Genomic DNA, 25850 nt, shown 5'->3' on the forward strand with positions numbered 1-25850 from the left:
GGCCTCAGGCCAGCGTGATCGAATTTCCGGTGACCTCGATCCGCCGGGCCTCCAGCGGGCTCGGGGCCGGGCCGCCCGCCACCGAGGCGTCGGCGACCTTGAACTTCGAGCCGTGGCAGGGGCAGTTGATGGTGCCGCCCGACACGTCCTTGACCGTGCAGCCCTGGTGCGTGCACACCGCGGAGAACGCCTTGAAGTCGCCCTTGGCCGGCTGCGTCACCACGACCTTGTCGTCCGGGAAGACCTTGCCGCCGCCGACCGGGATGTCGGAGGTCTTCGCCAACGCGTCGGCGGCGGGCGGCTGTTCGGACTTCTGCCCGGGGCTCGCGGGGGACTTCGCGGATTTGGAGGGCGCCGGGGCCTCGGACGTGGCGTCGCCCCCGCCGCCCTCGTTCTCGTCCCCGTACTTGCTGCAACCCACCGCCAGGGCCGCCGTGCCCGCGACGAGCACGCTCCTGCGGGATGCCGTACGCCTCATGTCGTCACTCCCACGGTGCGGAAGAACCACAGTGCCGACGTCAACCACAGCAGCGTGAGGACCGCGAACGCAAGACCGCCCACCACCGGCAGCAGCCAGCCCGGCAGCCGTTCCACCCGCAGCAGCAGCATCTTGGCGCTGAACGCCCCGAAGAAGAAGCAGCCCAGGAACGAGTGCCACATGACCCGGCTGGAGTAGGACTGGTACCCGAGCGCGTAGAGGCAGTGCACGGCCACCGGCACCGCCAGCAGGAACGCGATCCGGCCCGACCAGCGGTGCAGCGCGGCCGACCACGAGGGGCCGGGCAGCTTCCCGTACAGCATGAGGGCCGAGACGATCTGGACCAGCGCGAAGGTGAAGGCCGCCGTCGCCAGCCAGGACTTCACCGCGCTCGTACTGGAGAAACCGGCGAGGTTGAACGCCGTGCCCGCCGGGTCGTGCACCCTGCCGTACGCGCCGAGCGCCACGGCCACCGCGGCCGCCACCAGCGCGGGCACCAGATAGCGGGCCGCGGACGGGCGGCGGTGGTCGGGGCTCGGGAAGTCCTGGGTGGCGGCGTTCGGGTCGACGGTCATCGAAAACCCTCTCAGCAGGTCACGCGGTCACGGAGTCACCGGGCGGGCCGTCAGCCGGTCGCCGTCGACCGTGACCTCGCCCGACTCCGGGTCGATGCTCGGAGCGGGGGACGGCTTGCCGTCGCGGCGCACGATGCCGACCTGGCGGCCGTCGGGCAGCACGATCCAGCCGCCGTCGATCTCGGCGCCGCGCACCTCGGTGGTCGACCGGTACAGACTCGACCCCTTGACCGCCTTCCTCGCCGTGAAGCCGTAGGGGCGGTCGTCGACCGTCGTGGTGCCGCGGATCCGGTCGCCGGTCAGCCTGCCGTCCAGCTTCGCGCCGTTCTTGCCGGTCAGCTTCATGGAGCCGTCGTCCTCGACGTTCCCCTTCATCCACGACTCCTTGGTGCGGCCGTCGCAGAAGTAGGCGATCGCCTTGTCGCCGCGCACGGAGACGGAGACCGCCGACGAGTCGTCGTCGGTGCGCCCCGCGTAGCTGGTCTTGGGCGGGCGGGCGGAGCGCGTGGGGCTCGCCTTCGAGGCCGGAGGACTCGCCTTCGACGGCGTCGCGGCGGGCGATTCGCCGACCGTCGCCGCCGGTGACTTCCCGTACGACGTGGTGCCCTCGCCCGTCGTCGCGTTGAGCGACAGCACGAACAGCCCCAGGGCCAGCCCGGCGAACAGTGTGAACAGTGGTCCCGAGCGCTTCATGGCCGGGCCTCCCCCCGAGGCGGCAGCGGTACCGCCTCCATGCAAGCAGCTCCGGCCGGGTGGCGACAGGGGGCGGTTCGGGTGACATTGAGGTGGTCCGGGTTTCCCGTAATGTCCCGAAAGGCGCGTGACCATGGCCGGTAACGATCTCGGCAGTCTGCTCGGCGGTCTCCTCGGCGGAGGCGGCCAGAGCGGCGGAGCCGGAGGCGGCAACATCCTCGGCTCGCTGCTCGGCGGCCTGCTGGGCGGTGGCGCGGCCGGCGGCACCGGTGGCGCCGGCAACGGATCCAACCCGCTGGGCGGCCTGCTGGAGATGATCACGAAGTCCGGCCTGGTGGACAAGGGCCAGCTCGACTCCTGGGTCGGCACCGGCGACAACCAGCCGCTCAGCGCCGAGCAGGTCAAGCAGGCCGTGCCCGACGAGACCCTCGACCGGGTCGCGGGGGAGGCGGGCGTCAGCCGCGACGAGGCGGCGGCGCAGGTCGCCAAGGAACTCCCGCAGGTCGTCGACAGGCTCACCCCCGAGGGCCAGGTGCCGTCGTCCGGCTCCCTGGAGGACCTCATCAAGCAGCAGAAGCTCTGACCCGAGGGCGTCGAGGGAGCGCGCGGTGTCCGTCTCGGCAGACGGGCGCCGCGCACCCGCGTCCGCCACCTTGATTACGCTGGCCTCCTATCCCATTGCACGTACATGGAAAAGGGGCAGTGACGTGGCGGTACGAGCGGTCCGGGGCGCCGTCCAACTCGACCGGGACGAGGCCGGGCACATGGACGAGCAGGTCAGCGAGCTGCTCACCGCCGTCCTGGAACGGAACGAGCTGACCGCCGACGACCTGATCTCCATCTGGTTCACAGCCACCCCCGACCTGCACTCGGACTTCCCGGCGGCCGCCGCCCGCAAGCTCGGCATCGTCGACGTCCCCCTGATCTGCGCGCAGGAGCTCGACATAGCGGGCGCCCTGCCCCGTGTCGTCCGGATCCTCGCCCACATCGAGACCGAGCGGACCAAGGCCGAGGTCGCGCACGTGTACCTCGGCGCCGCGGCCACCCTCCGCAAGGACATCGCCCAGTGAGAACCGCACTCGTCATCGGCACCGGCCTGATCGGCACCTCCGCCGCCCTGGCCCTGGCCTCCCGCGGCGTCGCCGTGCACCTCGCCGACCACGACCCGTCGCAGGCCCGCACCGCCGCCGCGCTCGGCGCCGGGACCGACGAGGCGCCCGAGGGCCCCGTCGACCTGTGCGTCGTCGCGGTGCCGCCGGCGCACGTCGCCGCGCAGCTCGCCGACGCGATGCGCCGGGGCCTCGCCCGCGCCTACATCGACGTCGCCAGCGTCAAGGGCGGCCCGCGCCGCGAGCTGGAGGAGCTGGGCCTCGACCTCGCCCCGTACATCGGCACGCACCCGATGTCCGGCCGCGAGCGCAGCGGCCCGCTCGCCGCCAGCGCCGACCTCTTCGAGGGGCGGCCGTGGGTGCTGACCCCGACCCGTGACACGGACACCGAGGTCCTGAACCTCGCCCTGGAGCTGGTCGCGCTGTGCCGGGCCGTCCCGGTCGTCATGGACGCCGACGCCCACGACCGGGCCGTCGCGCTCGTCTCCCACATGCCGCACCTGGTCTCCAGCATGGTCGCGGCCCGCCTGGAGAACGCCGACGAGGCCGCCGTACGCCTGTGCGGGCAGGGCATCCGCGACGTGACGCGGATCGCCGCCTCGGACCCGCGGATGTGGATCGACATCCTCTCCGCGAACCCGGGCCCCGTCGCCGACCTGCTCTCCGCCGTCGCGGGCGACCTGGAGGAGACGGTACGGGCGCTGCGCTCCCTCCAGTCCTCCGACGACGCCAAGCGCAGCGAGGGCGCGGACGGCGTCGAGACCATGCTGCGGCGCGGCAACGCGGGCCAGTCCCGCGTCCCCGGCAAGCACGGCGCGGCCCCGGCGGCGTACGAGATCGTGGCCGTCCTCATCTCCGACCAGCCGGGCGAGCTGGCCCGGATCTTCGCCGACGCGGGCGCGGCCGGCGTGAACATCGAGGACGTCCGCATCGAGCACGCGACCGGGCAGCAGGCCGGCTTCGTGCAGCTCATGGTGCAGCCCGCGCAGGCGCCCAAGCTGACCGCCGCGCTGCGCGAGCGCGGCTGGGCGATGCGCCAGTAACGGGGCCGGTGGAGGCACGTAAGAAGGGGTCTTCCGGAGCCAGTAACCTTGTACGGGGCGTTTCCGCGCCCCGTACCCATGCCCCCGTGCACTGAGAAAGGTGTCCGTCACCTATGGAAACCGCCGCGACCGCCGCCGCAGCAGTGATCGTCGCCATCGACGGACCCTCCGGCACGGGCAAGTCGAGCACCTCCAAGGCCGTCGCCGCGCAGCTCGGCCTCAGCTACCTGGACACCGGCGCCCAGTACCGCGCGATCACCTGGTGGATGGTGAACAACGGCATCGACCTGGACGACCCGTCCGCGATCGCCGCCGTCGCCGGCAAGGCCGAGATCGTCTCCGGCACCGACCCGGCCGCCCCCACCATCACGGTGGACGGCACGGACGTGTCCGCCCCGATCCGCACCACCGAGGTCACCTCCAAGGTCAGCGCCGTCAGCGCCGTCCCCGAGGTCCGCGCCCGGATCACCGAACTCCAGCGCACCATCGCGCTCGGCGCGGAAAAGGGCATCGTCGTCGAGGGCCGCGACATCGGCACGACCGTGCTGCCCGACGCCGACCTCAAGATCTTCCTCACCGCCTCGCCCGAGGCCCGCGCCGCCCGCCGCTCCGGCGAGCTCAAGGGCTCCGACGTGAACGCCACGCGGGAGGCGCTCATCGCCCGCGACAAGGCCGACTCCAGCCGCAAGACGTCGCCGCTGGCCAAGGCCGACGACGCCGTCGAGGTCGACACCAGCGACCTCACGCTCCAGCAGGTCATCGAGTGCGTCGTCACCCTCGTCGAGGAGAAGCGGGACGCCAAGTGACCCCAGCGCCTTCCGAGCGGGGCGCCGAGGTCGGTCGGCGCATCGGCGTCGGCCTCATGTACGGGCTGTGGAAGCCGCGGGTCCTGGGATCCTGGCGGGTCCCGGCGACCGGCCCGGTGATCCTCGCCGTGAACCACTCGCACAACATCGACGGCCCCATGGTCATGGGCGTCGCCCCGCGGCCGACGCACTTCCTGATCAAGCAGGAGGCGTTCGTCGGACCGCTCGGCCCGTTCCTCGACCGGATCGGGCAGGTGAAGGTCGACCGCACCAGCGCGGACCGTACGGCCATCACGCGGGCGCTCGGCGTCCTTACCGACGGCGGCGTGCTCGGCATCTTCCCGGAGGGCACGCGGGGCGAGGGCGACTTCGCGTCGCTGCGGGCCGGACTCTCGTACTTCGCGGTGCGCAGCGGGGCGCCGATCGTCCCGGTCGCCGTGCTGGGAAGCACGGAGCGCTCCGGACGGTTGATAAAGAAGCTGCCCCCGCTCAGGAGCCGGGTCGACGTCGTCTTCGGCGATCCCTTCGAGGCGGGCGACGGCAGCGGACGGCGTACGCGCAAGGCGCTCGACGAGGCGACCGTGCGCATCCAGGAGCGGCTGACCGCCCACCTGGAAAACGCCAGGCGCCTGACCGGGCGCTGAGCGAGACTTTCAGTAGTGCACGTGACCTTCGCGGGTCCGCGCACCGATCACCACGAATGAACGACGAGGTACGGACTTCATGAACGACCAGATCCAGCCCGAGGGATCCCCGGAACACGAGCACGGGGAGCTCGGCGACGCGGAGTACGCGGAGTTCATGGAGCTCGCCGCGGAGGAGGGCTTCGACCTCGAGGACGTCGAGGGCGCGCTCGACGCCGCGGGCCACGGGCCGCTCCCGGTCCTCGCCGTCGTCGGCCGCCCGAACGTCGGCAAGTCGACGCTCGTGAACCGCATCATCGGCCGCCGCGAGGCCGTCGTCGAGGACAAGCCCGGCGTCACCCGCGACCGCGTCACCTATGAGGCCGAATGGGCCGGCCGCCGCTTCAAGGTCGTCGACACCGGCGGCTGGGAGCAGGACGTGCTCGGCATCGACGCGTCCGTGGCCGCGCAGGCCGAGTACGCGATCGAGGCCTCCGACGCCGTCGTCTTCGTCGTCGACGCCAAGGTCGGCGTCACCGACACCGACGAGGCCGTCGTGCGCCTGCTGCGCAAGGCGAACAAGCCGGTCGTGCTCTGCGCCAACAAGGTGGACGGCCCGAGCGGCGAGGCCGACGCCGCGTACCTGTGGTCCCTCGGCATCGGCGAGCCGCACCCGGTCTCCTCGCTGCACGGCCGCGGCACCGGCGACATGCTGGACGCCGTCCTGGAGGCGCTCCCGGAGGCCCCGCAGCAGAGCTTCGGCGGCGCCGGTGTCGGCGGCCCGCGCCGTATCGCCCTGATCGGCCGCCCGAACGTCGGCAAGTCCTCGCTCCTGAACAAGGTGGCCAACGAGGACCGCGTCGTCGTCAACGAGCTGGCGGGCACCACCCGCGACCCGGTCGACGAGCTGATCGAACTCGGCGGCGTCACCTGGAAGTTCGTCGACACGGCGGGCATCCGCAAGCGCGTCCACCTCCAGCAGGGCGCCGACTACTACGCCTCGCTGCGCACCGCCGCCGCCGTGGAGAAGGCGGAGGTCGCGGTCATCCTGATCGACGCCTCCGAGTCCATCTCCATCCAGGACCAGCGGATCGTGACGATGGCCGTCGAGGCGGGCCGCGCGATCGTCCTCGCGTTCAACAAGTGGGACACCCTCGACGAGGAGCGCCGCTACTACCTGGAGCGCGAGATCGAGACCGAGCTCGCGCAGGTCGCCTGGGCGCCGCGGGTCAACGTGTCGGCGCGCACCGGCCGCCACATGGAGAAGCTGGTCCCCGCGATCGAGACGGCCCTCGACGGCTGGGAGACCCGCGTCCCGACGGGCCGCCTCAACGCGTTCCTCGGTGAGCTCGTGGCCTCCCACCCGCACCCGGTGCGCGGCGGCAAGCAGCCCCGCATCCTCTTCGGCACCCAGGCGGCCTCCAAGCCGCCGCGCTTCGTGCTCTTCGCCTCCGGCTTCATCGAGCACGGCTACCGGCGCTTCGTGGAGCGCCGCCTGCGCGAGGAGTTCGGGTTCGAGGGGACGCCGATCCACATCTCGGTGCGCGTGCGCGAGAAGCGCGGCCGCAAGAAGTAGCCCCCCGCTGCACGAAGCAGTACCCCGCTGTACGCGAACGCCGCCGACGGAGAGATCCGTCGGCGGCGTTCGCGTACAGCGGGACGCGGGGTCAGTGCTCCCGGCGCGGTCCCGGGGGCAGGGCCGCCGGGAAGTGCCGCGCCGGGGTGTGCGGCTGGGGGTGGTACGGCTGCCAGCGGGGCGGGTGCTGCTGGTGGTGCGGAGTGTGGTGATGTGCGCCGTGGCCCGGGGTGAAGCCCCTGAACCCCAGGTCCTCCTCGCCGCTGCGGTCGCCGGGCAGGGCCCGGAAGGACCGGCGGTACTCCGCGTACAGCGCGTCGTAGATCGGGGTGGCCGACTGGCTGCCCCCGGCGTGACGGCCGTGGTGGCCGCCCGACTGGTCCTCCGCGGGACGCATCGATGGGATCGGACTCTGGTACGGCTGGTGCCGGGAGGCCGAGGCGGACGCAGGGGATGAGGTGGGGTCGTATGGGTGCACGTATGTGCCAACGAACCGGGCCCCCGACGGATGCGCCCTTGGCCTCCGCTTTCGCTGGCTGTCAGCGGTGTGACCGGCGCATTCGTGGGGGCCCGCGCGGTGCGGCGGGGCTCGCTCAGGTGCCGGCGAGCGGCATCGCGGCGCCCACCAGACGTCCGTTGGCCGCCGCCTTGTCGAGGGCCTGGCGGAGCAGGTCCTCGCGGGGCTGACGGCCGATCGAACCGGCGGTCGCGGCGAAGACGAACACGGTCTGCGTCTTGTTCGCCGCGGTCCGCCAGCCCTCCGTCACCAGCAGCGGCTGGTGCGCCTGCCACCAGGCGACCTGGGAGGGGGAGCCGCCGGGACCCGGCTGGAGGATCGCGTGCAGCTGGCCCATGGCGAGCAGCACCGACCAGCCGCTCAGCGGCGCGGGCGGCGCCTCAAGGTCGGAGAGCGGCAGGAAGCCCTGCTCGGTCAGGAGCGGCAGGAAGTCGTCCCCGCCGGTGGTGGTGCCGGGGCGGGCGATGGGCCCGGTGGGCTCGACGACGAGGGCGGGGTGCACCGTGTCACCGATCAGCACGAGGCCGCTGGTCACACCGAGCACGGCCTGCGAGGGCGCGGCCGGCTGCGCGTCGGCGCCACCGGCGCCCGCGACGGACTGCACGGCGCCCTGGAGCTGGTCCTCGGCGACCTGGACGACCTGCGAGGGCAGGCAGTTGGCGTGGGCGAAGGCGAGTACGGCGGTCTCGTCGCCGACGAAGAGGACGGTGCTGGTCCGCTCCTGCTGCGAATCACCCGGCGTGCGGCAGGAGGTGCAGTCGTAGCTGCCCGGGGCGTTGTCGCCGGCCAGCAGCCGGTCGGCTTCTTCGTCGCCGATCTCGGCGCGTACGTCGTTGCTGACGTCGAGCAAGCGCGGCACGGGGGCTCCTCAGGGATCTGTCGGGCCGATCGGGGCGATCGGTCGCGGTCATGCGGGGTGCCCATGGAGGGGCAATTGCTTATGAAGGGACAACGGACGATCTGTGTCCTCGGTCACGCCCGGATCGGAACGGAATCGCCTCATCCTGCGCACACCGTGAGCGACCGCCCGGAACGCGTCACTCCACGCCAACTTGTTGGTTTTCCAAGGAAGTTGGATCGGTGAAGTGGGTCACAGATCGTCAGGGCGACAGGTCGACAAATACTGAAATGCACGTATGTATCGGGTGGCCTGAAATCGTCGATACCTCGGGTAACGGCGAACTGGCCTGGCGGGACGGACCGTTGGTTGCCGCCGCCCCCGTGGCCTGCCTAGATTCCACCGCCGTCCGCAACGAGCAGTCCACGAGAGGGATTCTCATGTCCGCGCCGATTCGTACGGCACGCACGACAACGGCTCGCACGACAGCGGTCTTCACCGGGGTGGCCCTCGCCGTCCCGTTCGGTCTCCTCGCCCTCGCCGGCCCCGCACAGGCGGCGGACGGCGGCGTCTGGGACCGCATCGCACGCTGCGAGAGCGGCGGCAACTGGCACATCAACACCGGGAACGGCTACTACGGCGGGCTCCAGTTCTCGGCGGGCACCTGGCGCGCGTACGGCGGTGGCGCCTACGCGGCCACGGCCGACCGGGCGTCCAAGGCACAGCAGATCGCCGTCGCGACGAAGGTGCAGCGCGCGCAGGGGTGGGGCGCGTGGCCCACCTGCGCCGCGCGAGCAGGGGCGTACGGCAGTGCGCCGGGGGCGCCGAGTGTGCGGTCCGCGCCGAAGGCCGTACCCAAGGCGGCCCCGAAGGCCGCGCCCAAGTCGCTGAACAAGCAGCGCGGTTCGAGCCACACCGATCGCGGTGCCACCCGCGGCGGCGGCTACGTCGTCCGCGGCGGCGACACACTCGGCAGCATCGCCGCCGCCCACGGCACCAGCTGGCAGCGGCTGTACGCCGTGAACAAGGCGGTCGTCGGGGGCGACCCCGACCTGATCATGCCGGGCCAGCGGCTGCGGCTCGCCTGATCGCACGTGCGTCACGAGGCCCCGCCCGGTGCCGGTGCGCCGACCGGGTGGGGCCGCGGCGGGCGCGGGCGCGGCACGGCGGGCCGCGGCGCACCGGCTGCCTAGCGTCCGCGTATGCACCTGACCACCACGTACTCCACGACCCGGCGGGCGCGCGGCGCGCGCCGGTGGGTGACGGCCCTGCTGGGCGCGCTGCTCGTACTGACCGCGCTGCCCGCCGCGGCCGCCGCCCGGCCCTCCGGGCCGGGCGGTTCGTACGCGCCGTACGCGTGCGCGAAGAGCCAGTGGCCGTGGTCCTGCATCGCGCAGTGCGAGAGCGGCGGCGACTGGGACGAGAACACCGGCAACTCCTATTACGGCGGGCTCCAGTTCCGGCAGTCCACCTGGGTGGAGCACGGCGGTCTCCAGTACGCGCGGCGCGCCGACCTCGCCACCCGCGCCGAGCAGATCAAGGTCGCGGAGGAGGTGCTGCGCACCCAGGGCTGGAAGGCGTGGCCGCAGTGCTCGAAGCGGTACGGGCTGTCCGGGCGCGCCCATGTCGTGCAGCGCGGCGACACGCTCCACTCCATCGCGCGGCGCTTCCACGTCAAGGGTGGCTGGCAGGCCCTCTACAAGGCCAACCGGGACATCATCGGTCCGTACCCCGACCGGCTGAACGAGGGAACGATGCTGCGCCTCCCCGCTCCGCGCTGACCTCGCCCGCCTCGCCCCGGAACACGACCGTGCCGCGGTCGAGTCCGTACACCAGGACCGGGGACCCGGCCGACGTCCGGGCGAGGCCGGGCGGCAGGCGTTGTTCGGCGAGCACCACGCAGGCGTCGAGGGCCCGCAGGAGGGCGTAGGTGCGGGCCGCGACCGGTGGGGCCATGCCCTGGGCGGGTTCGTCGACGAGGACGACGCGCGCGGGGGCGAGCAGGGCGCGGGCGACGGCGAGCATCCGCTGTTCCCCGCCGGAGAGGGTGCCGGCGCGGCGGGGGAGGAGGGGGCGCAACTCGGGGTAGGCGTCGAGGGCGGGGGCCACGGCTCCGGCCGCCGCCAGGTGGAGGTTCTCGGCGACGGTGAGGTCGCCGAAGACGGCCTGCCGGTCGGGTACGAGGCGCAGGCCCGCGGCGGCGCGGGCGTGGGCGGTGCGGCGGGTGACGTCGAGGCCGTCCCACACCACGGTTCCCGCGGTGAGGCGGACGGTGCCGGCGAGGGCGCGCAGGGCGGTGGTGCGGCCGGAGCCGTTCGGGCCGAGGAGCACGGTGACGGCGCGGGCCGGGGCGGCGAGGGTGACGCCGTGGAGTGCTTCCAGGGGGCCGTAGTGGACGCGGGCGTCGCGGAGCTGGATGCCGGGGCTCATACGGGGTCCGGGGCGCGGTCGAGGATGGTGGCCGGGGCGCCCGAGTCGACGATGCGGCCCGCGGCCAGTACGTGGACGGTGTCCGCGAGTTCCGCCACCAGGTCCAGGTCGTGCTCCACCACGAGGACGGCCGTGCCGTCGGCGGCCAGCGCCCTCAACAGGCGGGCCAGCGAGGCGACTTCGCGGCGGTCGAGGCCGGCGGTCGGCTCGTCCAGCAGCAGGACGTGCGGGGCGCCCGCGAGGGCGCGGGCCAGTTCGACGCGGCGCAGCGTTCCCGTGGGCAGGCCCTCGGTCCGCTGCTCGCCGCGCAGGCCGAACAGGCGCAGTGCCCGTGCGGTGGCCGCCGGGTCCCGTACGCGGCCGTGCTCGGCGCCGACCCGGATGTTCTCGGCCACGGTCAACGACGGGAAGACGACGAGTTGCTGGAACGTCCGCGCGATCCCCAGCCGGGTTCGGGCGTGGGCCGGGGCGCGCGTCACGTCCCGCTCCCCGAACCGGACCCGGCCCGCGTCGGGGCGCAGGGTCCCGGCGAGGCAGTGGAAAAGGGTGCTCTTGCCGGCGCCGTTGGGGCCCACGACGGCGGTGACGCTGCCGCTGGGGAGGTGGATGCCGACGTCGTGGAGGACCGGGCGGGAGCCGTAGGTGACGGTGAGGCCGTCGGCGCGGAGGAGTGGGGGCCGGGGGGTGGGTTGCGCCGGGGGTGCGGTGCGGGCCGGTGGCGTCGTGCCCGGCGCGTACGCGGGTGGCCGCCCGGCGGCCGGGTCACCTCCCACCCTCCCGCCCTCTTCGAGGGCTTCGGCCCCACGTGGGTGGCCAGGGGTGGGCTCCCGATCGGAGGGTGCGGTCCCGCGTGGCGTATCGGGAGTGTGGGTGGGCTCTCGATCGGAGGGTGCGGTCCCGCGTGGGTGGTCAGGGGTGGGCTCCCGTCCGGAGGGTGCGGTCCCGCGTGGCGTATCGGGAGTGTGGGTGGGCTCCCGGTCGGAGGGTGCGGTCCCACGGGGGTGGTCAAGGGCGGGCTCCCGACCGGAGGGTGCGGTCCCGCGTGGCGTATCGGGAGTGTGGGTGGGCTCCCGTCCGGAGGGTGCGGTCCCGCGTGGGTGGCCAAGGGTGGGCTCCCGTCCGGAGGGTGCGGTCCCGCGTGGGTGGTCAGGGGTGGGCCCCCGTCCGGAGGGCGCGGTCCCGCGTGGGTGGCCAGGGGTGGGCTCCCGGTCGGGAAGCGCGGTCCCGCCTGGCCTCGGCCCGTTCGGCGTCCCCCGCTCCGGCCCCTGGTCCCGCGCCGGCCTCCGCCCTTGCCCCAACGCCTCCCTCACCCCACCCCCCAACACCGTCAGGCGCCCCCGGCCCCATACCCGGCCCCCCAGCTCCCGCCCCACCAGCACCGCCAGGACTCCCACCACGACCGCCGCCACTCCGCCGCGGGTGCCCGCGTCCAGGCCGACCAGGAGGGCGGCGCCGAGGAGGGCGCCGAAGGGGTTGGTGGGGCCGAGGACGAGGATGGCGGCGAACCAGAGGAGGCCGCGGACCGGGTCGTAGGCGGACGGGTTGAAGGAGCGCAGGCCGAGGGTGAGCAGGCCGCCGCCGAGCGCCGCGAGCCCCGCGCCCGCCACGAACACCGCCACCTTCAACCCCGGCACCCCGACCCCCGCCGCCGAGGCCCCCGCCTCGTGGTCCCGCACCGCCGTCAGGGCCCGGCCGATCCGGCCCCGGCGGGCCGCCGCCGTCAAGGCCAACGCTCCGGCGAGGAGAGCGAGTTCGAGGAGGTAGAAGGCGCGGTCCCCGTCGAGTCCTGACGGCCGCTCGGGCGTCAGGCCGGATGCCGCGAACGGCTGCGCGAACACGAAGCGGCTCACCCCGACACCCACCGCGAACGTGGCCAGCGCCAGTGCCAGCCCCTGGCGGCGGATCGCCGGCGCCGCCGTCAGCAGGCCGAGCGGCGCCACCAGTACGACGGCCACGAAGAGGGCCACCAGGCCCGGCAGTGCGGGTGAACCGGGGAACCGGCCCGTCGCCAGCAGCGCCGTGAACAGGGCGCCGAGACCGGCGAACGCCCCCTGTCCGAGCGCCAGTTGACCCGCGCGTCCCGTCACCAGCACCAGGGACAGCAGGATCAGGGCGAGTGCCGGGACCTGCACCGACGTCTGAAGGTCCGAACCCGCGAACCCGAGCGGCAGCAGGAACAGCACCCCCGCCACCAGCCACGCGCCCCTCGACGCACCCGGCGCGGCCCCGGCCCGCCGCGTCGGCGGCCGCGGTCCCGCCCCGGCCCTCCCGCCCACCCCAGGCAGCGCCAGCGCCGCCACCAGCAGCGCCACCACGAACAGGTTCGCCCCCACCGCCTGGAGGAGGGGTTCGCGCCACCCCGCCGGGTGCAGACGCGTCAACTGGCTCTGCGCGACGCCGATCGCCAGCGCCGCCACCACCGCGACCCCGAGCCGCCGCATGCCCGCCGCGACCGCCACCGCCACGACCTCCATCACCAGCAACGGCAGACCGTACGGGTCCAGGCGGACGTAGGGGGCGAGCAGCACCCCCGTGAGGCCCGCCGTGAACGTGCCGAACGCCCAGCCCGCCGCCGCCACCCGGTCCGCGTCGATCCCGCCGAGCACGGCCAGCGGCCGGTTGTCGACGACCGCCCGCAGCCGGCCGCCGAACCGGGTCCAGCGCGTCACCGCCCACACCCCGGCCCCGATCGCGCACGCCACCGCGAGCTGTCCCCACGGCTCCCCGGCGATCAGCGTGGGCGCGTCCTCCAGCGCCCCGGTGCCCCACAGCAGCGCCGCCGCCCCCACGAGGAGGACGAAGACGCCGATCGAGGCCACGAGCGTGCGCGCCGGATCGTCACCCGCCAGCGCCAGTGGCCTGAACACGCCGCGCTCCAGGGCGAGTCCGAGCGCCGGGGCCACCACCAGCAGCACCAGTGCCGCCGCCGGCCACAGCGGCACGTCCCACACCACCACCAACTGCCGCAGCAGATAGGCACAGAGCATCGCGACCGCCCCGTGCGCGAAGTTGAGGACGCCCGTCGCCCGGTAGGTGACGATCAGGCCGATCCCGGTGAGCGCCGCCGCCGCGCCCACGGACAGCCCGGCCAGCGTGAGGTCGTACGTCAAGGAGGCCACCGACCGCGTCCTCCCTCAACTGCCGTCGGGCGGTTCGCAGATGGGGCAGGGGCCGAGACCCGCCTCCGCGATGGCGCCCGCGTCGGCCGGCACCGCCTGCGGCTTGCCCTCCACCAGGGGGCAGTCGGCGCGGTGCCACAGCGTGCCGCCCGGCACCATGAGCAGGCTGCCGCTGGAGGCCAGCGGCGGCGCGGGGGCACCGGACGTGTCCTCGGCCCGCGGGTCCGCCGTGACCAGCAACTCGTACAGGCGCTCCACACGCGACGCCGCCAGCGTGCCGCGGCCGTACGTGAGGAGCACCGCGCCCGCGACGATCAGGGCCGCGCCCGGCACCGTGCAGCTGGCCAGGTAGGGGAGTTGGCGCTCGGCGAAGCGTTCGCCCGACACGCCGTACCAGCCGATCACGCACAGCGCCGCCCCGGTGGCGAGCGCGGCGAGACCCGCCCACAGGGCGGGGTGCACCGTACGTATTCGGGCAGTCCGCATCGCCGGCCCCCACTGGTGTGCGCGCGTGTCTGGCCTTGTCCGCCGATCGCTTGCACTATGCCTTCTGGAGACCGACTCGGAAAGCTCCGGGGGCAGTCGGCGGATCGGCCCGATCCCGTCGGCCCCGCCCCGGACCGACACCCGGTGGTGAGCCCGATGGTTCTCAGGAGCACGACGCGCGCGGTGCACGGGCGGGGCGCGGCGCTCGCCCTGGCCCTCACCCTGGTTCTCGGCCCGGCCCTGGTGGCCTGCGGCGACGACAGCGGCGGGGACGACAGCGCGCCGCCGACGCCCACGTCGCAGCCGCCGACCAGCAAGGAGCCGTCCTCGGCGCGGCCGAGCGGGAGCGGGCCCGCCGACCGGGCCGCCGCGGAGAAGGAGATCAAGGCCAACTGGAAGAAGTTCTTCGACCCGAAGGTGTCCATGGAGGACAAGGAGAAGGTCCTGGAGAACGGCGCCGAGATGCGCCCCGTCCTGAAGAGCTTCAGCGGCGACGAGCGCGGCGGCCAGGTGGAGGCCACCGTCACCGAGGTCGCGTTCAGCTCGGCGACCGAGGCCGACGTGACGTACGCCCTCGCGCTCAAGGGCGCGACGGTGCTGCCCGACGCCAAGGGGACCTCCGTCGAGCAGGACGGCACCTGGAAGGTGTCCGTCAAGACCCTGTGCGCGCTGGTGCAGTTGAGCGGCAATGAGTCGCCCGGTCCGGGCTGCTGAGGCACTCGCCGTGGGCCTGGCCCTGGTGGCCGTCGCCGGGTGCGGCTCGCGGCTGCCGGAGAGCGACTTCGAGGACCGCTCCGCGCCCGCGCCGCGCTCGGCCGAGCCGCTGCGGGTCGGCATCATCACCAGTGCCACCAGCCCCGTCGGCGGCGCCGCCTTCACCGACACCCGCGACGGCGCACAGGCGTACTTCCGGAACCTGAACGCGAAAGGCGGCATCAAGGGGCGCACGGTGGAAGTGCACCTGTGCGACGACGGGGGCAGCGGGGTCGGCAACAACACCTGCGTGCACAAGCTCGTCGACGAACGGAAGGTGACCGCCCTGGTCGCCACCACCTCACTCGACTACGCGGGCGCGCGACGCGTCTCCCGCGCGCGCGTGCCCGACATCGGCGGCCAGCCGATCGGCGCCGCCTACGACACGTATCCGCACCTGTACGGGATCTACGGCAGCCTCGCCCCGCGCGACGGGACACCGGGCTGGGACGGGAAGCTGTACGGCGGCACCGAGGTCTACCGCTACTTCAAGCGCGAGCACGGCGCCCGCACCGCCGCCGTCGTCTCCTACAACCAGGCGGCCTCCGCCGCGTACGCACGGCTGGTGACGCGCGGTCTGAAGGCCGAGGGCTACCGAGTGATCACGGAACAGCTGGACTTCGCGCTGCCCAACTTCCGTGCCGCGGCCGCCGATCTGAAGGACCGGAAGGCCGACCTCGTCTTCGACGCCATCGACGCGCACGGCAACGCCCGGCTCTGCCGCGCCATGGACGAGGTGGGCGCCCGCGTCACCGCGAAGGTCACGAACGTCCAGAACTGGTCCTCGGCCGTCCGCTCCGCCTACAAGGGCGCGCCCCGCTGCCGCGCCTCCCTGTGGGCCACCGGAGCCAGCCGCAACCACGCCGACACCGGGCACCCCGCCGTACGCGCCTTCCGCGCGGCGACCAAGGGGCTGAAGACGCACTCGCAGTGGCAGCTGGAGGGCTGGGCCGCCGCCATGTGGTTCACCGACGCGGCCCGCTCCTGCCGGACGGTCACGCGCGCGTGCGTCGACCGTTTCATGCAGCGCGACGTACGGTATTCGGCCGACGGGCTGCTGCTGCCGGTGACCTTCGAAGAGCAGGCCGAGCCGCCGAGAACACGGAGAACGTGTCTTTCGGTCGCGAGATGGACCGACGAAAAGGGCTGGGTCACGCAGGGCCGTGACATGAGGGACACCTGCTTCGACGTCCCGCAGCTCGCCTACCAGCCATGACATCACCATGACATCAGCCCTGACGGGCGATGCGGCGAAAAGGTTCCTGAAATCCCCTACCAATCGGGCAACTGTTCAGGAACAAGATGATGATGAGGAACAACCCTCGTACGGTCATCTCCGTCTAACCATCCGGTAGGCGGAGAAGACGGACTGTTCCGACGGATACGAGGACGCATGCAGATTTCTTTCCTGATTCACAATGCGTACGGGATCGGAGGGACGATCCGCACCACGTACAACCTCGCCAGCGCGCTTGCCGACCACCACGACGTCGAGGTTGTGTCCGTCTTCCGCCACCGTGACGAGCCGGTCCTCGCCCCGGACCCGCGCGTGCGCGTCCGTCACCTCGTGGACCTGCGCAAGGGCACCGCCGGGTACGAGGGCGACCACCCCGAGTTCGAGGCGGCCGCCGCGGTCTTCCCGCGCGCCGAGGGGCGCTACGAGCAGTACAGCGCCCTCACCGACCGCAGGATCGCCGAGCACCTCGGCTCGCTGGAGGCCGACGTCGTCGTCGGCACCCGCCCCGGACTCAACGTGCACCTCGCGCGCGACACCCGGCGCGGCGTGCTGCGCGTCGGCCAGGAGCACCTCACGCTCGCCACGCACTCCACCGCGCTCCGCCGCGACCTGCGCGCCGTGTACCCGCGCCTGGACGCGCTGACCACGACGACGGAGGCCGACGCGCACGCCTACCGCGACCGGCTGCGGCTGCCGGGCGTCCGCGTCGAGGCGATGCCGAACCCGGTGCCCTCGCCCGGTATCGAGCCCGCCGACGGCAGCGGCAAGTGGGTCGTCGCGGCCGGCCGGCTCACGCGCGTCAAGCGCTACGACCTGCTGGTGCGCGCCTTCGACCGGGTGCGCGCCGAGCGGCCGGACTGGCGGCTGCGGATCTACGGCGGCGGCAAGCAGAAGGACAGGCTGCGGGCGCTCATCGACGAGCTCGGCCTCTACAACCACGTGTACCTCATGGGCCCCGCCCACCCCATCGAACCGGAGTGGGCGAAAGGTTCCCTCGCCGCGGTGACCTCGACGTACGAGTCCTTCGGCATGACCATCGTCGAGGCCATGCGCTGCGGCCTGCCGGTGGTGTCCACCGACTGCCCGCACGGCCCCGGGGAGATCATCGACAACGGTGTCGACGGCCGGCTCGTCGAGGTCGGCAGCGTCGACGCCGTCTCCGGCGGCCTGCTCGAACTCATCAACAACGACGAGCTGCGCCAGGAGATGAGCGCCCGCGCGCTGCGCCACTCCGAGCGCTTCGACCCGGCGCGGATCGCCGAGCGCTACGAGGCGCTGTTCGGCTCGCTCGCCGGGCGCGGCGGCTCCCGGAGCCTGCTGCACCGGGCCCGCGGCTCGTTCCTCGGCGGCGCCTACGCGCTGCGCGACGCCCTCAGAACGCAACCGAAGGGACGCCCCGCATGACCGCCCCCACGGCCCCGCCCCCGCCGTGCCACGACCCCCAAGGCCACGACGACAGCGACAGGAGCGCCCTCATGCCGCCCCGAGCCGACTGCATCGCGGACTCCGCCGGAGGACTCTCCTTCGACGTCACCGACCACGGCTCCCCGGACCCGGCCCACCTGGTGCTCGTCGACCGGACCTCGGGGCAGACCGTGCGGCTGCCGCTGACGCCGACCGGCGAGGGCCGGCTGCGGGCGTCGCTGCCGATCAGCGTCTCCCTGCCGGAGGGCCGCTGGGACGCGTACGCGCAGGTCGCGGGGGACGAGCCGGTGCGGCTGGGGCCGGGCGTCAACGATCTGCGTTCGCTGGTGGACCGGGCCCCGAGCGGCTCGCGCGGCTACGTCGCCGTCCGCATCCCGTACGCCACCAAGCACGGCAACCTCACCGTGCGCAGCTGGCTGCGGGCGCCGCACGCGGAGGCCGGTGAACTGCTCATCGCCGACGGCGAGTTGACCGCGCACGGGCGGATCTACGGCACCGAGTTCACCGCGAAGGCGTACGCGGAGATCCGCGACCGCGCGCCGCACGGCCCGGTCCTGCGCGGCGAACTGACCCGGGACGGACCCCGGTTCACCCTCCGCATCGGCTACGACGAGCTGCGCGAGGGCCGCTGGGACCTGTGGCTGCGGCCCGCGGGGGACGACGGGCCGCAGGTGCGCCTGGCCCGGCTGCTCGACGACGTCGCCGACAAGAAGCCGATCTTCACGTACCCGGTCGTCCGGCTCGCCGTCGAGGGCCGCGGCGAACTCGTGGCGGAGCCGTACTACACGGGGTCCAACGACCTCTCGATCCAGGTGACGTCCGCCCAGCGGGCCGACGGGCCGGGCGCCTAGGATTTCTTGCGGGACACCCCCGGCATGTCCTCGAACGCGGCGAACTCCGGGTGGTGCAGGTCGAACGCCGGGGACTCGGAGCGGATCTTCGGCAGCGTCACGAAGTTGTGGCGGGGCGGCGGGCAGGCCGTCGCCCACTCCAGCGACCGCCCGTACCCCCACGGGTCGTCGACCTCGACCTTCTTGCCGTACTTGGCCGTCCTCCAGAGGTTGTAGAGGAACGGCAGGGTGGACAGGCCGAGCAGGAACGCGCCGATCGACGAGAGCGTGTTGAGCGCCGTGAAGCCGTCCGCCGCCAGATAGTCCGCGTACCGGCGCGGCATGCCCTCGGCGCCCAGCCAGTGCTGGACCAGGAACGTCGTGTGGAAGCCGATGAACAGCGTCCAGAAGTGGATCTTCCCGAGCCGCTCGTCGAGCAGCTTCCCCGTCAGCTTCGGCCACCAGAAGTAGAAGCCGGCGAAGGTCGCGAAGACGACCGTGCCGAACACCACGTAGTGGAAGTGGGCCACGACGAAGTACGAGTCCGTGACGTGGAAGTCCATCGGCGGGGAGGCCAGGATGACACCGGTCAGGCCGCCGAAGAGGAACGTGGTCAGGAAGCCGATCGACCACAGCATCGGTGTCTCGAAGGAGAGCGAGCCCTTCAGCATCGTGCCGCACCAGTTGAAGAACTTGACCCCGGTCGGCACCGCGATCAGGAACGTCATGAACGAGAAGAACGGCAGCAGCACCCCGCCCGTGGCGAACATGTGGTGCGCCCACACGATCACCGAGAGCCCCGTGATCGCCATCGTCGCGCCGACCAGCATCGTGTAGCCCCAGATCGGCTTGCGGCTGAAGACCGGCAGGATCTCGCTGACGATCCCGAAGAACGGCAGCGCGATGATGTAGACCTCCGGATGCCCGAAGAACCAGAAGAGGTGCTGCCACAGCAGCGCACCTCCGTACTGGGCCTCGAACACCATGGACCCGAACCGCCGGTCCGCCTCCAGGCACAGCAGCGCGGCCGCCAGCACCGGGAACGCCATCAGCACGAGGATCGACGTGAACAGCGTGTTCCACGTGAAGATCGGCATCCGGAACATCGTCATGCCGGGCGCCCGCATCCCGATGATCGTGGTCAGGAAGTTCACCGAGCCGAGGATCGTGCCGAACCCCGCGAGCGCGAGCCCCATGATCCACAGGTCGGCGCCGATACCGGGGGAGCGGGTCAGGCTGTTCAGCGGCGCGTACGCGAACCAGCCGAAGTCCGCGGCCCCGCCCGGCACGACGAGCGAGCCGAGCACGATCAGCCCGCCGAAGAGGAACAGCCAGTACGAGAACATGTTCAGACGCGGGAACGCGACGTCCGGCGAGCCGATCTGGAGCGGCATGATCTCGTTGGCGAACCCGGCGAAGGTCGGCGTCGCGAACAGCAGCAGCATGATCGTGCCGTGCATGGTGAACAGCTGGTTGTACTCCTCGTTGGAGATCACCTGGAGCCCGGGGCGGGCGAGTTCGGCCCGCATCAGCAGGGCCATCACGCCGCCGATCAGGAAGAAGACGAACGACGTGATCAGGTAGAGGTGGCCGATCTTCTTGTGGTCCGTCGTGGTCAGCCAGTCCACGACGATCCGGCCCGGCCGCCGCTCCCGCACAGCCCCCACCGACGCAGGCCCGGCCTGCACTCCGGTCGTTCCCATCGCTTGCCCCCTCGCTGCTCGCGCGCCTCGGGCCTGCTGCGGACTCAGGCCATGATGCGCGCGCGGGTACCCACCGCGACAGAGGGCGTACCCCCCTTTCTGGCATGGACAGGCAATTCCCGGACGCCCTCAACTCGCCCGCCCCGCCACCGGATTCGCAAGGCCCGGGGAATTGCCCGAGGGAGGTGTGGATGTCGTGACGGCGGTTCCGCGGAAGGCTATTCGCGTGGACCGCGGGAATTCCGTGCGCCGGGATGACAAGGGCGAAAGCAAGAAGCCCGTAAGAGACAAGGAACGCTCGATCGTGTGAGCAACTCCTAAGAAACAACTGTCGTGATCTTGTGACAAAAGCGTGACCCGGCGCCTACCGTGGCCGCATGGCACCCATCCCCACCCCGCAGGCGGAACCGCAGGACGATCCGGACACGTACGTCGGCCTCGACGCGCACACGGCCGAGGCGCGGGCGGACGCGCGCGGCTGGTCCACGGTCCGGCAGTTGCCGCCGGGCGCGATCATCACCATGGAGTACCGGACGGGGCGGCTGAACTTCGAGGTCGCCGACGGAAAGGTCAGGCGCTGCTGGAAGGGCTGAGAGCCCCCGGAGCGCGCGAAGGCCCCCGAACCCGCTGGAGGTTCGGGGGCCTTCGTGGGTGCGGGGCTGGTTGTGCGTACCGGGCCCCGCCGTTCGTGGCCGCGCTAGGGCGCCGTCCTGGTGGACGGGGTCCCGCGCGTGAGTCTCTCCGTGGCCGGGCGGCGGCTGCCCGCCGGAGTGGCCGGGGTGCGCTCCCCGCGCGGGGTGTGCGGGCCCTGGGGGAGCAGCTGGCGGCTCGGCCGGTTGGCGCCGGCGGACTCGCGCGTGTGGGCCGGGGAGGCCGCCGCGACCGGCACCGGATCGGCTTCGGGGCGCGGCAGCCCGGCCCCGAAGAGGCGGCTGCGCCAGCGGTCGCGGAACGCGAGGATCACCGCCTCCGCGCGCGTCACCAGCGGCTCGAACCAGGGCAGCGCGAGCAGGATGAGCAGACCCGCGGCCCAGCCGAGCAGGACGTCGCTCAGCCAGTGCGTACCGAGATAGACCGTGGTCAGGCCGACGCTCAGGGAGATCACCGCGGAGACCGCGGACAGCCAGCGCCGGGCCCTCGGCGTGGAGGCCAGATAGGCGAGGATGCCCCAGGTCACCACCGCGTTCGCCGTGTGGCCCGAAGGAAATATGTCGCCGCCCTGCCACATCTCGCTGGCGCCGATGGTGGTCGCGTAGTGCGGACCGGCGCGGCCCATGCCGTACTTGGCGGCGCCCACCGTCACGTTGAGCAGCAGCAGCGCGGTGCCGAACATCAGCAGCGGGCGCAGCGTGTGCTGCCGCCAGGACCGCCAGCCCAGCCACGACATCACCATCACGGCCGTCGGACCGCGCTGGCCGAGGACGACCCAGTAGTCGAGGAAGGCGTGGATGTCCGGCCACTGCTGGTACGGCCGGAAGAACATGACCTGCCAGTCGACCGCGACCAGCCACGAGGTGGTGAGCACCGCCACCACGATCGTGAGGTAGAAGGACAGGGTCAGGCCGAAGAGCACGACCCGGTGCCGGCTCATGTGGGGGATGTCCACATGGGTCGGCCGTTCGGGCTCGCGGTCGAGCCTGGCGAAGACCCGCTCCAGCCGGCGGGTCAGGTTTCGTTCGGTACGCACTCAATCGACGCTACAGGGAACGCGCCGTGGAGCCGGACGGAACAGGGGCTTTGTGATGACGATGTGATGTGGGATTGATCTCAGGTGGCCCATTGTCCCGGGTATTTCGGCCACTCGGAAGGAAAGATTCCTGAATTAAGAGATCTTTATCCGCGGCGGTTATACGGCGCTTATGAATGCGTTCACCTGGTGCCCGTGCGGAATTGGCCGTTCACTCACCGCTCACGGCGGGCCCGACCCGTTCAGCCAGAACGCTCCGTAGACGGCCGACAACACTGCGAGACCGCCGAGCACCCACGCCGACCTGCCCGGTCGCCACCGCGCCAGCGCCACCGCGACCGGCAGCAGCAACGGGAACGCGGGCAGCAGCAGCCGCGGCTTCGAGCCGAAGTACCCCGAGGCGCACAGCGCGAGCACGACGATGACGCCCGTGTAGACGAGCACCGGCACCGGCTGCCGCTGCCGCACCCCGGCCACGTAGAGCCAGACCACCAGAGCGACGCCGACGATCAGCCCGGCCCCCGCGAGCGCGCCCAGCGGTGACGTGAACTTGTCGGCGACGAACCGGGCGAAGGCCACGCCCCCGTCGAAGCCGTTGCCCCACTGCGCCTGCACGTCGAGGTAGCCGAACAGCCCGCCGCCAAAGCGCCGCCCGACCCACAGCACGTACGCCGCCGCGCCCACCGGCGCCAGCACCACCCCGAGCACCAGCCGCCACGGAACCCGCCGCTCCCGCGCGATCCACAGCGCCGCCGCCACCCACACCGCCGCGACGACGGCCGCGCCGATCGGCCGGGTCAGCCCCGCGAGCGCGGCGAGCAGCCCCGCGCTCACCCAGTGCCGGCGCAGGACCGCGTACAGGCCCCAGGCCGCGAGCGCCGTGAACAGCGCCTCGCTGTACGCCATCGACGTCACGATCCCGATGGGCAGCGCGCCCCACAGCACGGCCAGGCAGATCCCCGCGCGTCTGCCGTGCAGCAGGTCGCCCACGGCGAAGATCCCCCACGCCGCCGCGAGCGAGGCGAGCGCGCTCACCGCGAGACCCGCGTCCGCGTACGACCAGGGGCCGACCGCCGCGCCGGCACGTTCGAGCCAGGGCAGCAGCGGAAAGAACGCGAGGTTCGAGTGGACCGTCCCGTCGGGCAGCGTCACCGACCAGCCGTAGCCGTGTTCGGCGATCCGCGTGTACCAGAGCGAGTCCCAGCGAGCCGAGAGCAGCGTGTGCGCGCTCTTGCCGTTCGCCGCGCTCCACACCGTGAGCACGAGCAGGCCGAGCGCCCGCACCGCCGCGTACCAGAGCAGGGCGGGAGCGGCCCGCCGCGGCGAGGGTCGATGTCGTTGGTCCACGTCCGTCACGGCCCCGATTATCGGCATCCGCCCCACCCGCCCCATCAACAGGCCCCTGTCCCCGGAGTGGTGTACGCCACACCCGGTCCTGGCTGCCTTGAGAGGTCCGCCACGTGTCATTGGCGAGAACTCGCGTACGCTGACGGCTCACTCGCCTTTTCGCCGCGGGGCCGGGAGACCGCTCCTCCCGAGCCGGAGACCGAGGGCAGCCCCAGTCCTCGGATCCGCCGAACGCGAGGACCATTGGGAGGTACGCACATGTCCGGGACGAACACGGCCTCCGGGCGCCCGCTGGGACGCCTGGCCGCACGGGGTGCCCGTCCCCACCGCTGGGTCGTCCTCGTCGTCCTGTGCACAAGCCTCCTCCTCGTCGCCCTCGACTCGACCATCCTCTACGTCGCGCTGCCCGCCGTCACCGAGGACCTCAAGCCCACCTCCGTGGAGCTCCTGTGGATCGGTGACGCGTACCCCTTGGTGTGCGCCTCGCTGCTGATCCTGTTCGGCACGCTCGGCGACCGGGTCGGCCGCAGAAGGATCCTGCTGCTCGGCTACGGCCTGTTCGGCGCGGCCTCCGCGCTCGCCGTGGTCTCCGACACCGCGCAGGTCCTCATCGCGGCCCGCGCGATCCTCGGCATCGGCGGCGCGATGATCATGCCCGCGACGCTCTCGATCCTGCGCGACGTCTTCCCCGACCGGCACGAGCGGGCCGTCGCCATCGGCGTGTGGACCGCGGTCGCCGCGGTCGGCGCCGCCACCGGCCCCGTCCTCGGCGGCTTCCTCGTCGAGCACTTCTGGTGGGGCTCGGTCTTCCTCATCAACATCCCGCTGATGGCGATCATGCTGCCGCTGTGCCGGGTCCTCGTGCCCGAGTCGAAGGGGCGCAGCGACGGACCGTGGGACCTGTTCGGTGCGCTGCTCGCGGCGCTCGGCGTGCTCGGTGTCGTCTACGGCATCAAGGAACTCGGCACCAAGCGCGACCTGCTCGACGCCGAGGCGGTCCTGCCGTTCCTCGTCGGCGTCGCCCTGCTCGTCCTCTTCGTGCGCCGCCAGCGCCGCCGCGAGCACCCGCTCATCGACATGCGGCTGTTCTCGCGGGCCGCGTTCTCCACGTCCGTCGGCTGCATCGTCATCGCGATGCTCGCCCTCGTCGGCCTGGAGCTGATCGCGGTCCAGTACCTCCAGCTCGTGCTCGACCTCAGCCCGCTGGAGACCGGCCTGCGGATGCTGCCGCTGACCTTCGCCGCGATGGCCGCCGGTGTCCTGGGCTCGGCGAACCTGCGCCGCTTCGGGCCGCGCGCCATGGTGTCCTCCGGCTTCGCCCTCACCGCCTGCGCCGTGCTGATGCTCTGCGCGATGGGCGAGCAGGACAAGCCGTGGCTGCTCGGCTTCGGCTTCGTCCTGCTCGGCTTCGGCTTCCAGACCACGCTGTTCGGGGCCTACGAGTCGATGCTCACGGAGGCGCCCGCGGACGACGCGGGCGGCGCGGCCGCGATCGGCGAGACCTCGTACCAGCTGGGCGCGGGCATGGGTATCGCGCTGCTCGGCTCCGTGATGAACGCGGCGTACGCGCCGGGCCTGGGCGATGTGCCGGGGGTGTCCGCCGGGACGTCGACCGCGGCGGGTCACTCGCTGGGGGAGGCCTACCAGATCGCCGCGCGGCTCGGGGGCGCGGCGGGGGACGCGCTGCGGTCCGCCGCGCGGGGCGCCTTCGTGCACGGTCTGCACGTCACGCTGGTGGTCAGTGCGGCGCTGCTGTTCCTGGGGGCGCTCGCCGCGCTGCGGCTGCCGCGGCGGATGGAGTGCGAGGCGCCCGCGGCGGACGACGCGGAGGTGGCGGCGCCGCGGCGGGCTTCGTCACCGGCCAACTCCTCGGCCGTGTGACGTACGGTCCGGCGGACTGCCCCCGGACCCCGCTGCTCGATCGCCGCAGGGGCTTGATCGGGACCGCTCAGCTCTGGTTGAAGAATCCGTCGGTCGGTTCCTTGGCGTCACGGCCCGAGACGATCTGCGTGTCCGCGGGGCTCAGCAGGAACACCCGGGTGGCGACCCGGTCGATCGAACCGCGCAGCCCGAAGATCAGGCCGGCCGCGAAGTCCACCACGCGCTTGGCGTCGGCGGCCTCCATCGACGTGAGGTTCATGATGACCGGGACGCCGTCCCGGAACATCTCGCCGATGCGCCGCGCGTCCCGGAAGCTGTCGGGCGTCACGGTGCCGATCCGGCGGCCCTTCTCCTGGGCCTCCTCGGAGGCGACCTTCACCCGCGGGTCCGTGACCCACGCCGCGTCGCCGGCGGCCGCGGGCTCGGGCCCCTCGTCGTAGTCGTCGTCGTAGTAACGCTCGTCATCGTTGTCGTCGACGAGGCCAAGCCAGGCACTCGCCTTGCGCACCGATCCCATGGACGCCTCCTCTCACAGCGGTTCCACTGCGTTCCGCATGTCGTGCATCCCAATGTTCGTCCATGATGCAGACGGGACGCCAAGGGGATAGCCGCCGCGCGGGGGTTTCGTGACGGTACTGGTGCACAGTCTGGCCCGGGTTGAACCCGAATTCCCAAGGGTTTCGCGGGATACGGC

The 25850-nt window shown here is 72.6% G+C and carries 26 protein-coding genes; 14 read left to right on the top strand and 12 right to left on the bottom strand.

Annotation, left to right across the window (positions count from 1 at the left end; translation table 11 throughout):
• Window positions 1-4: 4 nt before the first annotated feature.
• Genes ACYBSK_RS09770 through ACYBSK_RS09780 form a run of 3 tightly spaced genes read right to left on the bottom strand, consistent with a single transcriptional unit; the run spans window position 5 to window position 1746 of the window.
• Window positions 5-478 carry a Rieske (2Fe-2S) protein gene (locus ACYBSK_RS09770; RefSeq protein ID WP_460245798.1) on the bottom strand — a complete coding sequence of 158 codons (474 nt, stop codon included), beginning with the start codon at window positions 476-478 and terminating at the stop codon, window positions 5-7.
• Complete coding sequence (locus tag ACYBSK_RS09775; protein WP_460245799.1) at window positions 475-1053, bottom strand: DUF6529 family protein; 579 nt, start codon at window positions 1051-1053, stop codon at window positions 475-477. Before ACYBSK_RS09775 ends, ACYBSK_RS09770 begins: the two co-directional genes overlap by 4 nt.
• 27 nt (window positions 1054-1080) lie before the next feature.
• Window positions 1081-1746: a hypothetical protein gene (locus ACYBSK_RS09780; protein ID WP_460245800.1), complete on the bottom strand. Its 666-nt coding sequence runs from the start codon at window positions 1744-1746 to the stop codon at window positions 1081-1083.
• A 133-nt stretch (window positions 1747-1879) separates the two neighbouring features.
• On the opposite strand from ACYBSK_RS09780, the gene ACYBSK_RS09785 reads away from it, so the two are divergent.
• From ACYBSK_RS09785 to der, 6 genes are all read left to right on the top strand, one after another.
• Window positions 1880-2329: a YidB family protein gene (locus ACYBSK_RS09785; RefSeq protein ID WP_460245801.1), complete on the top strand. Its 450-nt coding sequence runs from the start codon at window positions 1880-1882 to the stop codon at window positions 2327-2329.
• A 124-nt stretch (window positions 2330-2453) separates the two neighbouring features.
• Window positions 2454-2816: a chorismate mutase gene (gene aroH / locus ACYBSK_RS09790; protein WP_399240359.1), complete on the top strand. Its 363-nt coding sequence runs from the start codon at window positions 2454-2456 to the stop codon at window positions 2814-2816.
• Entirely contained in the window at window positions 2813-3898 is a 1086-nt protein-coding gene (locus ACYBSK_RS09795; protein WP_460245802.1) for a prephenate dehydrogenase, read from the top strand. The genes aroH and ACYBSK_RS09795 overlap by 4 nt, the downstream gene beginning before the upstream one ends.
• A 113-nt stretch (window positions 3899-4011) precedes the next feature.
• On the top strand, window positions 4012-4704 hold the full coding sequence (cmk, locus tag ACYBSK_RS09800; RefSeq protein ID WP_457476494.1) for a (d)CMP kinase: 693 nt from the start codon (window positions 4012-4014) through the stop codon (window positions 4702-4704).
• Complete coding sequence (locus tag ACYBSK_RS09805; protein ID WP_460245803.1) at window positions 4701-5348, top strand: lysophospholipid acyltransferase family protein; 648 nt, start codon at window positions 4701-4703, stop codon at window positions 5346-5348. Before cmk ends, ACYBSK_RS09805 begins: the two co-directional genes overlap by 4 nt.
• 79 nt (window positions 5349-5427) lie before the next feature.
• Complete coding sequence (der, locus tag ACYBSK_RS09810) at window positions 5428-6903, top strand: ribosome biogenesis GTPase Der (RefSeq protein ID WP_457476496.1); 1476 nt, start codon at window positions 5428-5430, stop codon at window positions 6901-6903.
• A gap of 91 nt (window positions 6904-6994) precedes the next feature.
• Here the strand turns inward: der and ACYBSK_RS09815 are convergent, their stop codons facing one another.
• Both ACYBSK_RS09815 and ACYBSK_RS09820 read right to left on the bottom strand, forming a co-directional pair.
• Window positions 6995-7300: a hypothetical protein gene (locus ACYBSK_RS09815; RefSeq protein WP_457476497.1), complete on the bottom strand. Its 306-nt coding sequence runs from the start codon at window positions 7298-7300 to the stop codon at window positions 6995-6997.
• A 196-nt stretch (window positions 7301-7496) separates the two neighbouring features.
• Window positions 7497-8279 carry a hypothetical protein gene (locus tag ACYBSK_RS09820; RefSeq protein ID WP_457476498.1) on the bottom strand — a complete coding sequence of 261 codons (783 nt, stop codon included), beginning with the start codon at window positions 8277-8279 and terminating at the stop codon, window positions 7497-7499.
• A gap of 419 nt (window positions 8280-8698) precedes the next feature.
• Between ACYBSK_RS09820 and ACYBSK_RS09825 the strand changes: the two genes are divergently transcribed.
• Together ACYBSK_RS09825 and ACYBSK_RS09830 are read left to right on the top strand one after the other, a co-directional pair.
• Window positions 8699-9346 (top strand): LysM peptidoglycan-binding domain-containing protein, encoded by a 648-nt coding sequence (locus ACYBSK_RS09825; RefSeq protein WP_457476499.1) that lies wholly within the window; start codon window positions 8699-8701, stop codon window positions 9344-9346.
• A 114-nt stretch (window positions 9347-9460) separates the two neighbouring features.
• Entirely contained in the window at window positions 9461-10039 is a 579-nt protein-coding gene (locus ACYBSK_RS09830; RefSeq protein WP_460245804.1) for a transglycosylase family protein, read from the top strand.
• Here the strand turns inward: ACYBSK_RS09830 and ACYBSK_RS09835 are convergent.
• From ACYBSK_RS09835 to ACYBSK_RS09845, 3 genes are read right to left on the bottom strand one after another with little or no spacing between them, the layout of a single operon-like run.
• Window positions 9975-10688: an ATP-binding cassette domain-containing protein gene (locus ACYBSK_RS09835; protein WP_460245805.1), complete on the bottom strand. Its 714-nt coding sequence runs from the start codon at window positions 10686-10688 to the stop codon at window positions 9975-9977. The two genes, ACYBSK_RS09830 and ACYBSK_RS09835, sit on opposite strands and share 65 nt — an antisense overlap.
• Window positions 10685-13807 (bottom strand): ABC transporter permease subunit, encoded by a 3123-nt coding sequence (locus ACYBSK_RS09840; protein WP_460245806.1) that lies wholly within the window; start codon window positions 13805-13807, stop codon window positions 10685-10687. Before ACYBSK_RS09840 ends, ACYBSK_RS09835 begins: the two co-directional genes overlap by 4 nt.
• A 15-nt stretch (window positions 13808-13822) precedes the next feature.
• Window positions 13823-14293: a hypothetical protein gene (locus ACYBSK_RS09845; protein ID WP_457476503.1), complete on the bottom strand. Its 471-nt coding sequence runs from the start codon at window positions 14291-14293 to the stop codon at window positions 13823-13825.
• A gap of 156 nt (window positions 14294-14449) precedes the next feature.
• On the opposite strand from ACYBSK_RS09845, the gene ACYBSK_RS09850 reads away from it, so the two are divergent.
• From ACYBSK_RS09850 to ACYBSK_RS09865, 4 genes are all read left to right on the top strand, one after another.
• Window positions 14450-15007 (top strand): hypothetical protein, encoded by a 558-nt coding sequence (locus tag ACYBSK_RS09850; protein ID WP_457476504.1) that lies wholly within the window; start codon window positions 14450-14452, stop codon window positions 15005-15007.
• Complete coding sequence (locus ACYBSK_RS09855) at window positions 14982-16262, top strand: ABC transporter substrate-binding protein (protein WP_460245807.1); 1281 nt, start codon at window positions 14982-14984, stop codon at window positions 16260-16262. Before ACYBSK_RS09850 ends, ACYBSK_RS09855 begins: the two co-directional genes overlap by 26 nt.
• Before the next feature lie 177 nt (window positions 16263-16439).
• Window positions 16440-17687, top strand: a complete 1248-nt coding sequence (locus ACYBSK_RS09860) for a glycosyltransferase family 4 protein (RefSeq protein ID WP_457476506.1) — start codon at window positions 16440-16442, stop codon at window positions 17685-17687.
• Window positions 17688-17758: 71 nt separating this feature from the next.
• Window positions 17759-18559 (top strand): hypothetical protein, encoded by an 801-nt coding sequence (locus tag ACYBSK_RS09865; RefSeq protein ID WP_460246992.1) that lies wholly within the window; start codon window positions 17759-17761, stop codon window positions 18557-18559.
• On the opposite strand, the gene ctaD is transcribed toward ACYBSK_RS09865, so the two are convergent.
• Window positions 18556-20241: an aa3-type cytochrome oxidase subunit I gene (ctaD, locus tag ACYBSK_RS09870; RefSeq protein ID WP_460245808.1), complete on the bottom strand. Its 1686-nt coding sequence runs from the start codon at window positions 20239-20241 to the stop codon at window positions 18556-18558. The two genes, ACYBSK_RS09865 and ctaD, sit on opposite strands and share 4 nt — an antisense overlap.
• A 377-nt stretch (window positions 20242-20618) precedes the next feature.
• On the opposite strand from ctaD, the gene ACYBSK_RS09875 reads away from it, so the two are divergent.
• The gene (locus ACYBSK_RS09875; RefSeq protein ID WP_460245809.1) at window positions 20619-20834 is read left to right on the top strand and encodes an I78 family peptidase inhibitor; all 216 of its coding nucleotides are present in this window, start codon (window positions 20619-20621) and stop codon (window positions 20832-20834) included.
• A 104-nt stretch (window positions 20835-20938) separates the two neighbouring features.
• Here ACYBSK_RS09875 and ACYBSK_RS09880 read toward each other — a convergent pair whose 3' ends face one another.
• A complete protein-coding gene (locus ACYBSK_RS09880) occupies window positions 20939-21928 on the bottom strand; it encodes a phosphatase PAP2 family protein (protein WP_460245810.1) in 990 nt (329 codons plus the stop codon).
• A 222-nt stretch (window positions 21929-22150) separates the two neighbouring features.
• Window positions 22151-23284, bottom strand: a complete 1134-nt coding sequence (locus ACYBSK_RS09885) for a hypothetical protein (protein ID WP_460245811.1) — start codon at window positions 23282-23284, stop codon at window positions 22151-22153.
• A 249-nt stretch (window positions 23285-23533) separates the two neighbouring features.
• On the opposite strand from ACYBSK_RS09885, the gene ACYBSK_RS09890 reads away from it, so the two are divergent.
• Window positions 23534-25156 (top strand): MFS transporter, encoded by a 1623-nt coding sequence (locus ACYBSK_RS09890; RefSeq protein WP_460245812.1) that lies wholly within the window; start codon window positions 23534-23536, stop codon window positions 25154-25156.
• A 67-nt stretch (window positions 25157-25223) separates the two neighbouring features.
• Here the strand turns inward: ACYBSK_RS09890 and ACYBSK_RS09895 are convergent, their stop codons facing one another.
• On the bottom strand, window positions 25224-25673 hold the full coding sequence (locus ACYBSK_RS09895) for a cell division protein SepF (RefSeq protein ID WP_457476512.1): 450 nt from the start codon (window positions 25671-25673) through the stop codon (window positions 25224-25226).
• Window positions 25674-25850: the final 177 nt, after the last annotated feature.

The sequence above is a fragment of the Streptomyces sp. BYX5S genome, from assembly GCF_054724165.1.

Excerpts from the sequence above, each read along its gene's own strand:
- ACYBSK_RS09875 (WP_460245809.1), top strand. The coding sequence starts at position 20,619 with ATGGCACCCATCCCCACCCCGCAGGCGGAACCGCAGGACGATCCGGAC.
- ACYBSK_RS09785 (WP_460245801.1), top strand. The coding sequence starts at position 1,880 with ATGGCCGGTAACGATCTCGGCAGTCTGCTCGGCGGTCTCCTCGGCGGA.
- ACYBSK_RS09815 (WP_457476497.1), bottom strand. The coding sequence starts at position 7,300 with ATGCGTCCCGCGGAGGACCAGTCGGGCGGCCACCACGGCCGTCACGCC.
- ACYBSK_RS09780 (WP_460245800.1), bottom strand. The coding sequence starts at position 1,746 with ATGAAGCGCTCGGGACCACTGTTCACACTGTTCGCCGGGCTGGCCCTG.
- ACYBSK_RS09850 (WP_457476504.1), top strand. The coding sequence starts at position 14,450 with ATGGTTCTCAGGAGCACGACGCGCGCGGTGCACGGGCGGGGCGCGGCG.
- ACYBSK_RS09830 (WP_460245804.1), top strand. The coding sequence starts at position 9,461 with ATGCACCTGACCACCACGTACTCCACGACCCGGCGGGCGCGCGGCGCG.
- ACYBSK_RS09895 (WP_457476512.1), bottom strand. The coding sequence starts at position 25,673 with ATGGGATCGGTGCGCAAGGCGAGTGCCTGGCTTGGCCTCGTCGACGAC.
- ACYBSK_RS09770 (WP_460245798.1), bottom strand. The coding sequence starts at position 478 with ATGAGGCGTACGGCATCCCGCAGGAGCGTGCTCGTCGCGGGCACGGCG.
- ctaD (WP_460245808.1), bottom strand. The coding sequence starts at position 20,241 with ATGGGAACGACCGGAGTGCAGGCCGGGCCTGCGTCGGTGGGGGCTGTG.
- ACYBSK_RS09825 (WP_457476499.1), top strand. The coding sequence starts at position 8,699 with ATGTCCGCGCCGATTCGTACGGCACGCACGACAACGGCTCGCACGACA.
- ACYBSK_RS09855 (WP_460245807.1), top strand. The coding sequence starts at position 14,982 with ATGAGTCGCCCGGTCCGGGCTGCTGAGGCACTCGCCGTGGGCCTGGCC.
- ACYBSK_RS09865 (WP_460246992.1), top strand. The coding sequence starts at position 17,759 with ATGCCGCCCCGAGCCGACTGCATCGCGGACTCCGCCGGAGGACTCTCC.
- ACYBSK_RS09835 (WP_460245805.1), bottom strand. The coding sequence starts at position 10,688 with ATGAGCCCCGGCATCCAGCTCCGCGACGCCCGCGTCCACTACGGCCCC.
- ACYBSK_RS09775 (WP_460245799.1), bottom strand. The coding sequence starts at position 1,053 with ATGACCGTCGACCCGAACGCCGCCACCCAGGACTTCCCGAGCCCCGAC.
- der (WP_457476496.1), top strand. The coding sequence starts at position 5,428 with ATGAACGACCAGATCCAGCCCGAGGGATCCCCGGAACACGAGCACGGG.
- ACYBSK_RS09845 (WP_457476503.1), bottom strand. The coding sequence starts at position 14,293 with ATGCGGACTGCCCGAATACGTACGGTGCACCCCGCCCTGTGGGCGGGT.
- ACYBSK_RS09860 (WP_457476506.1), top strand. The coding sequence starts at position 16,440 with ATGCAGATTTCTTTCCTGATTCACAATGCGTACGGGATCGGAGGGACG.
- ACYBSK_RS09890 (WP_460245812.1), top strand. The coding sequence starts at position 23,534 with ATGTCCGGGACGAACACGGCCTCCGGGCGCCCGCTGGGACGCCTGGCC.
- cmk (WP_457476494.1), top strand. The coding sequence starts at position 4,012 with ATGGAAACCGCCGCGACCGCCGCCGCAGCAGTGATCGTCGCCATCGAC.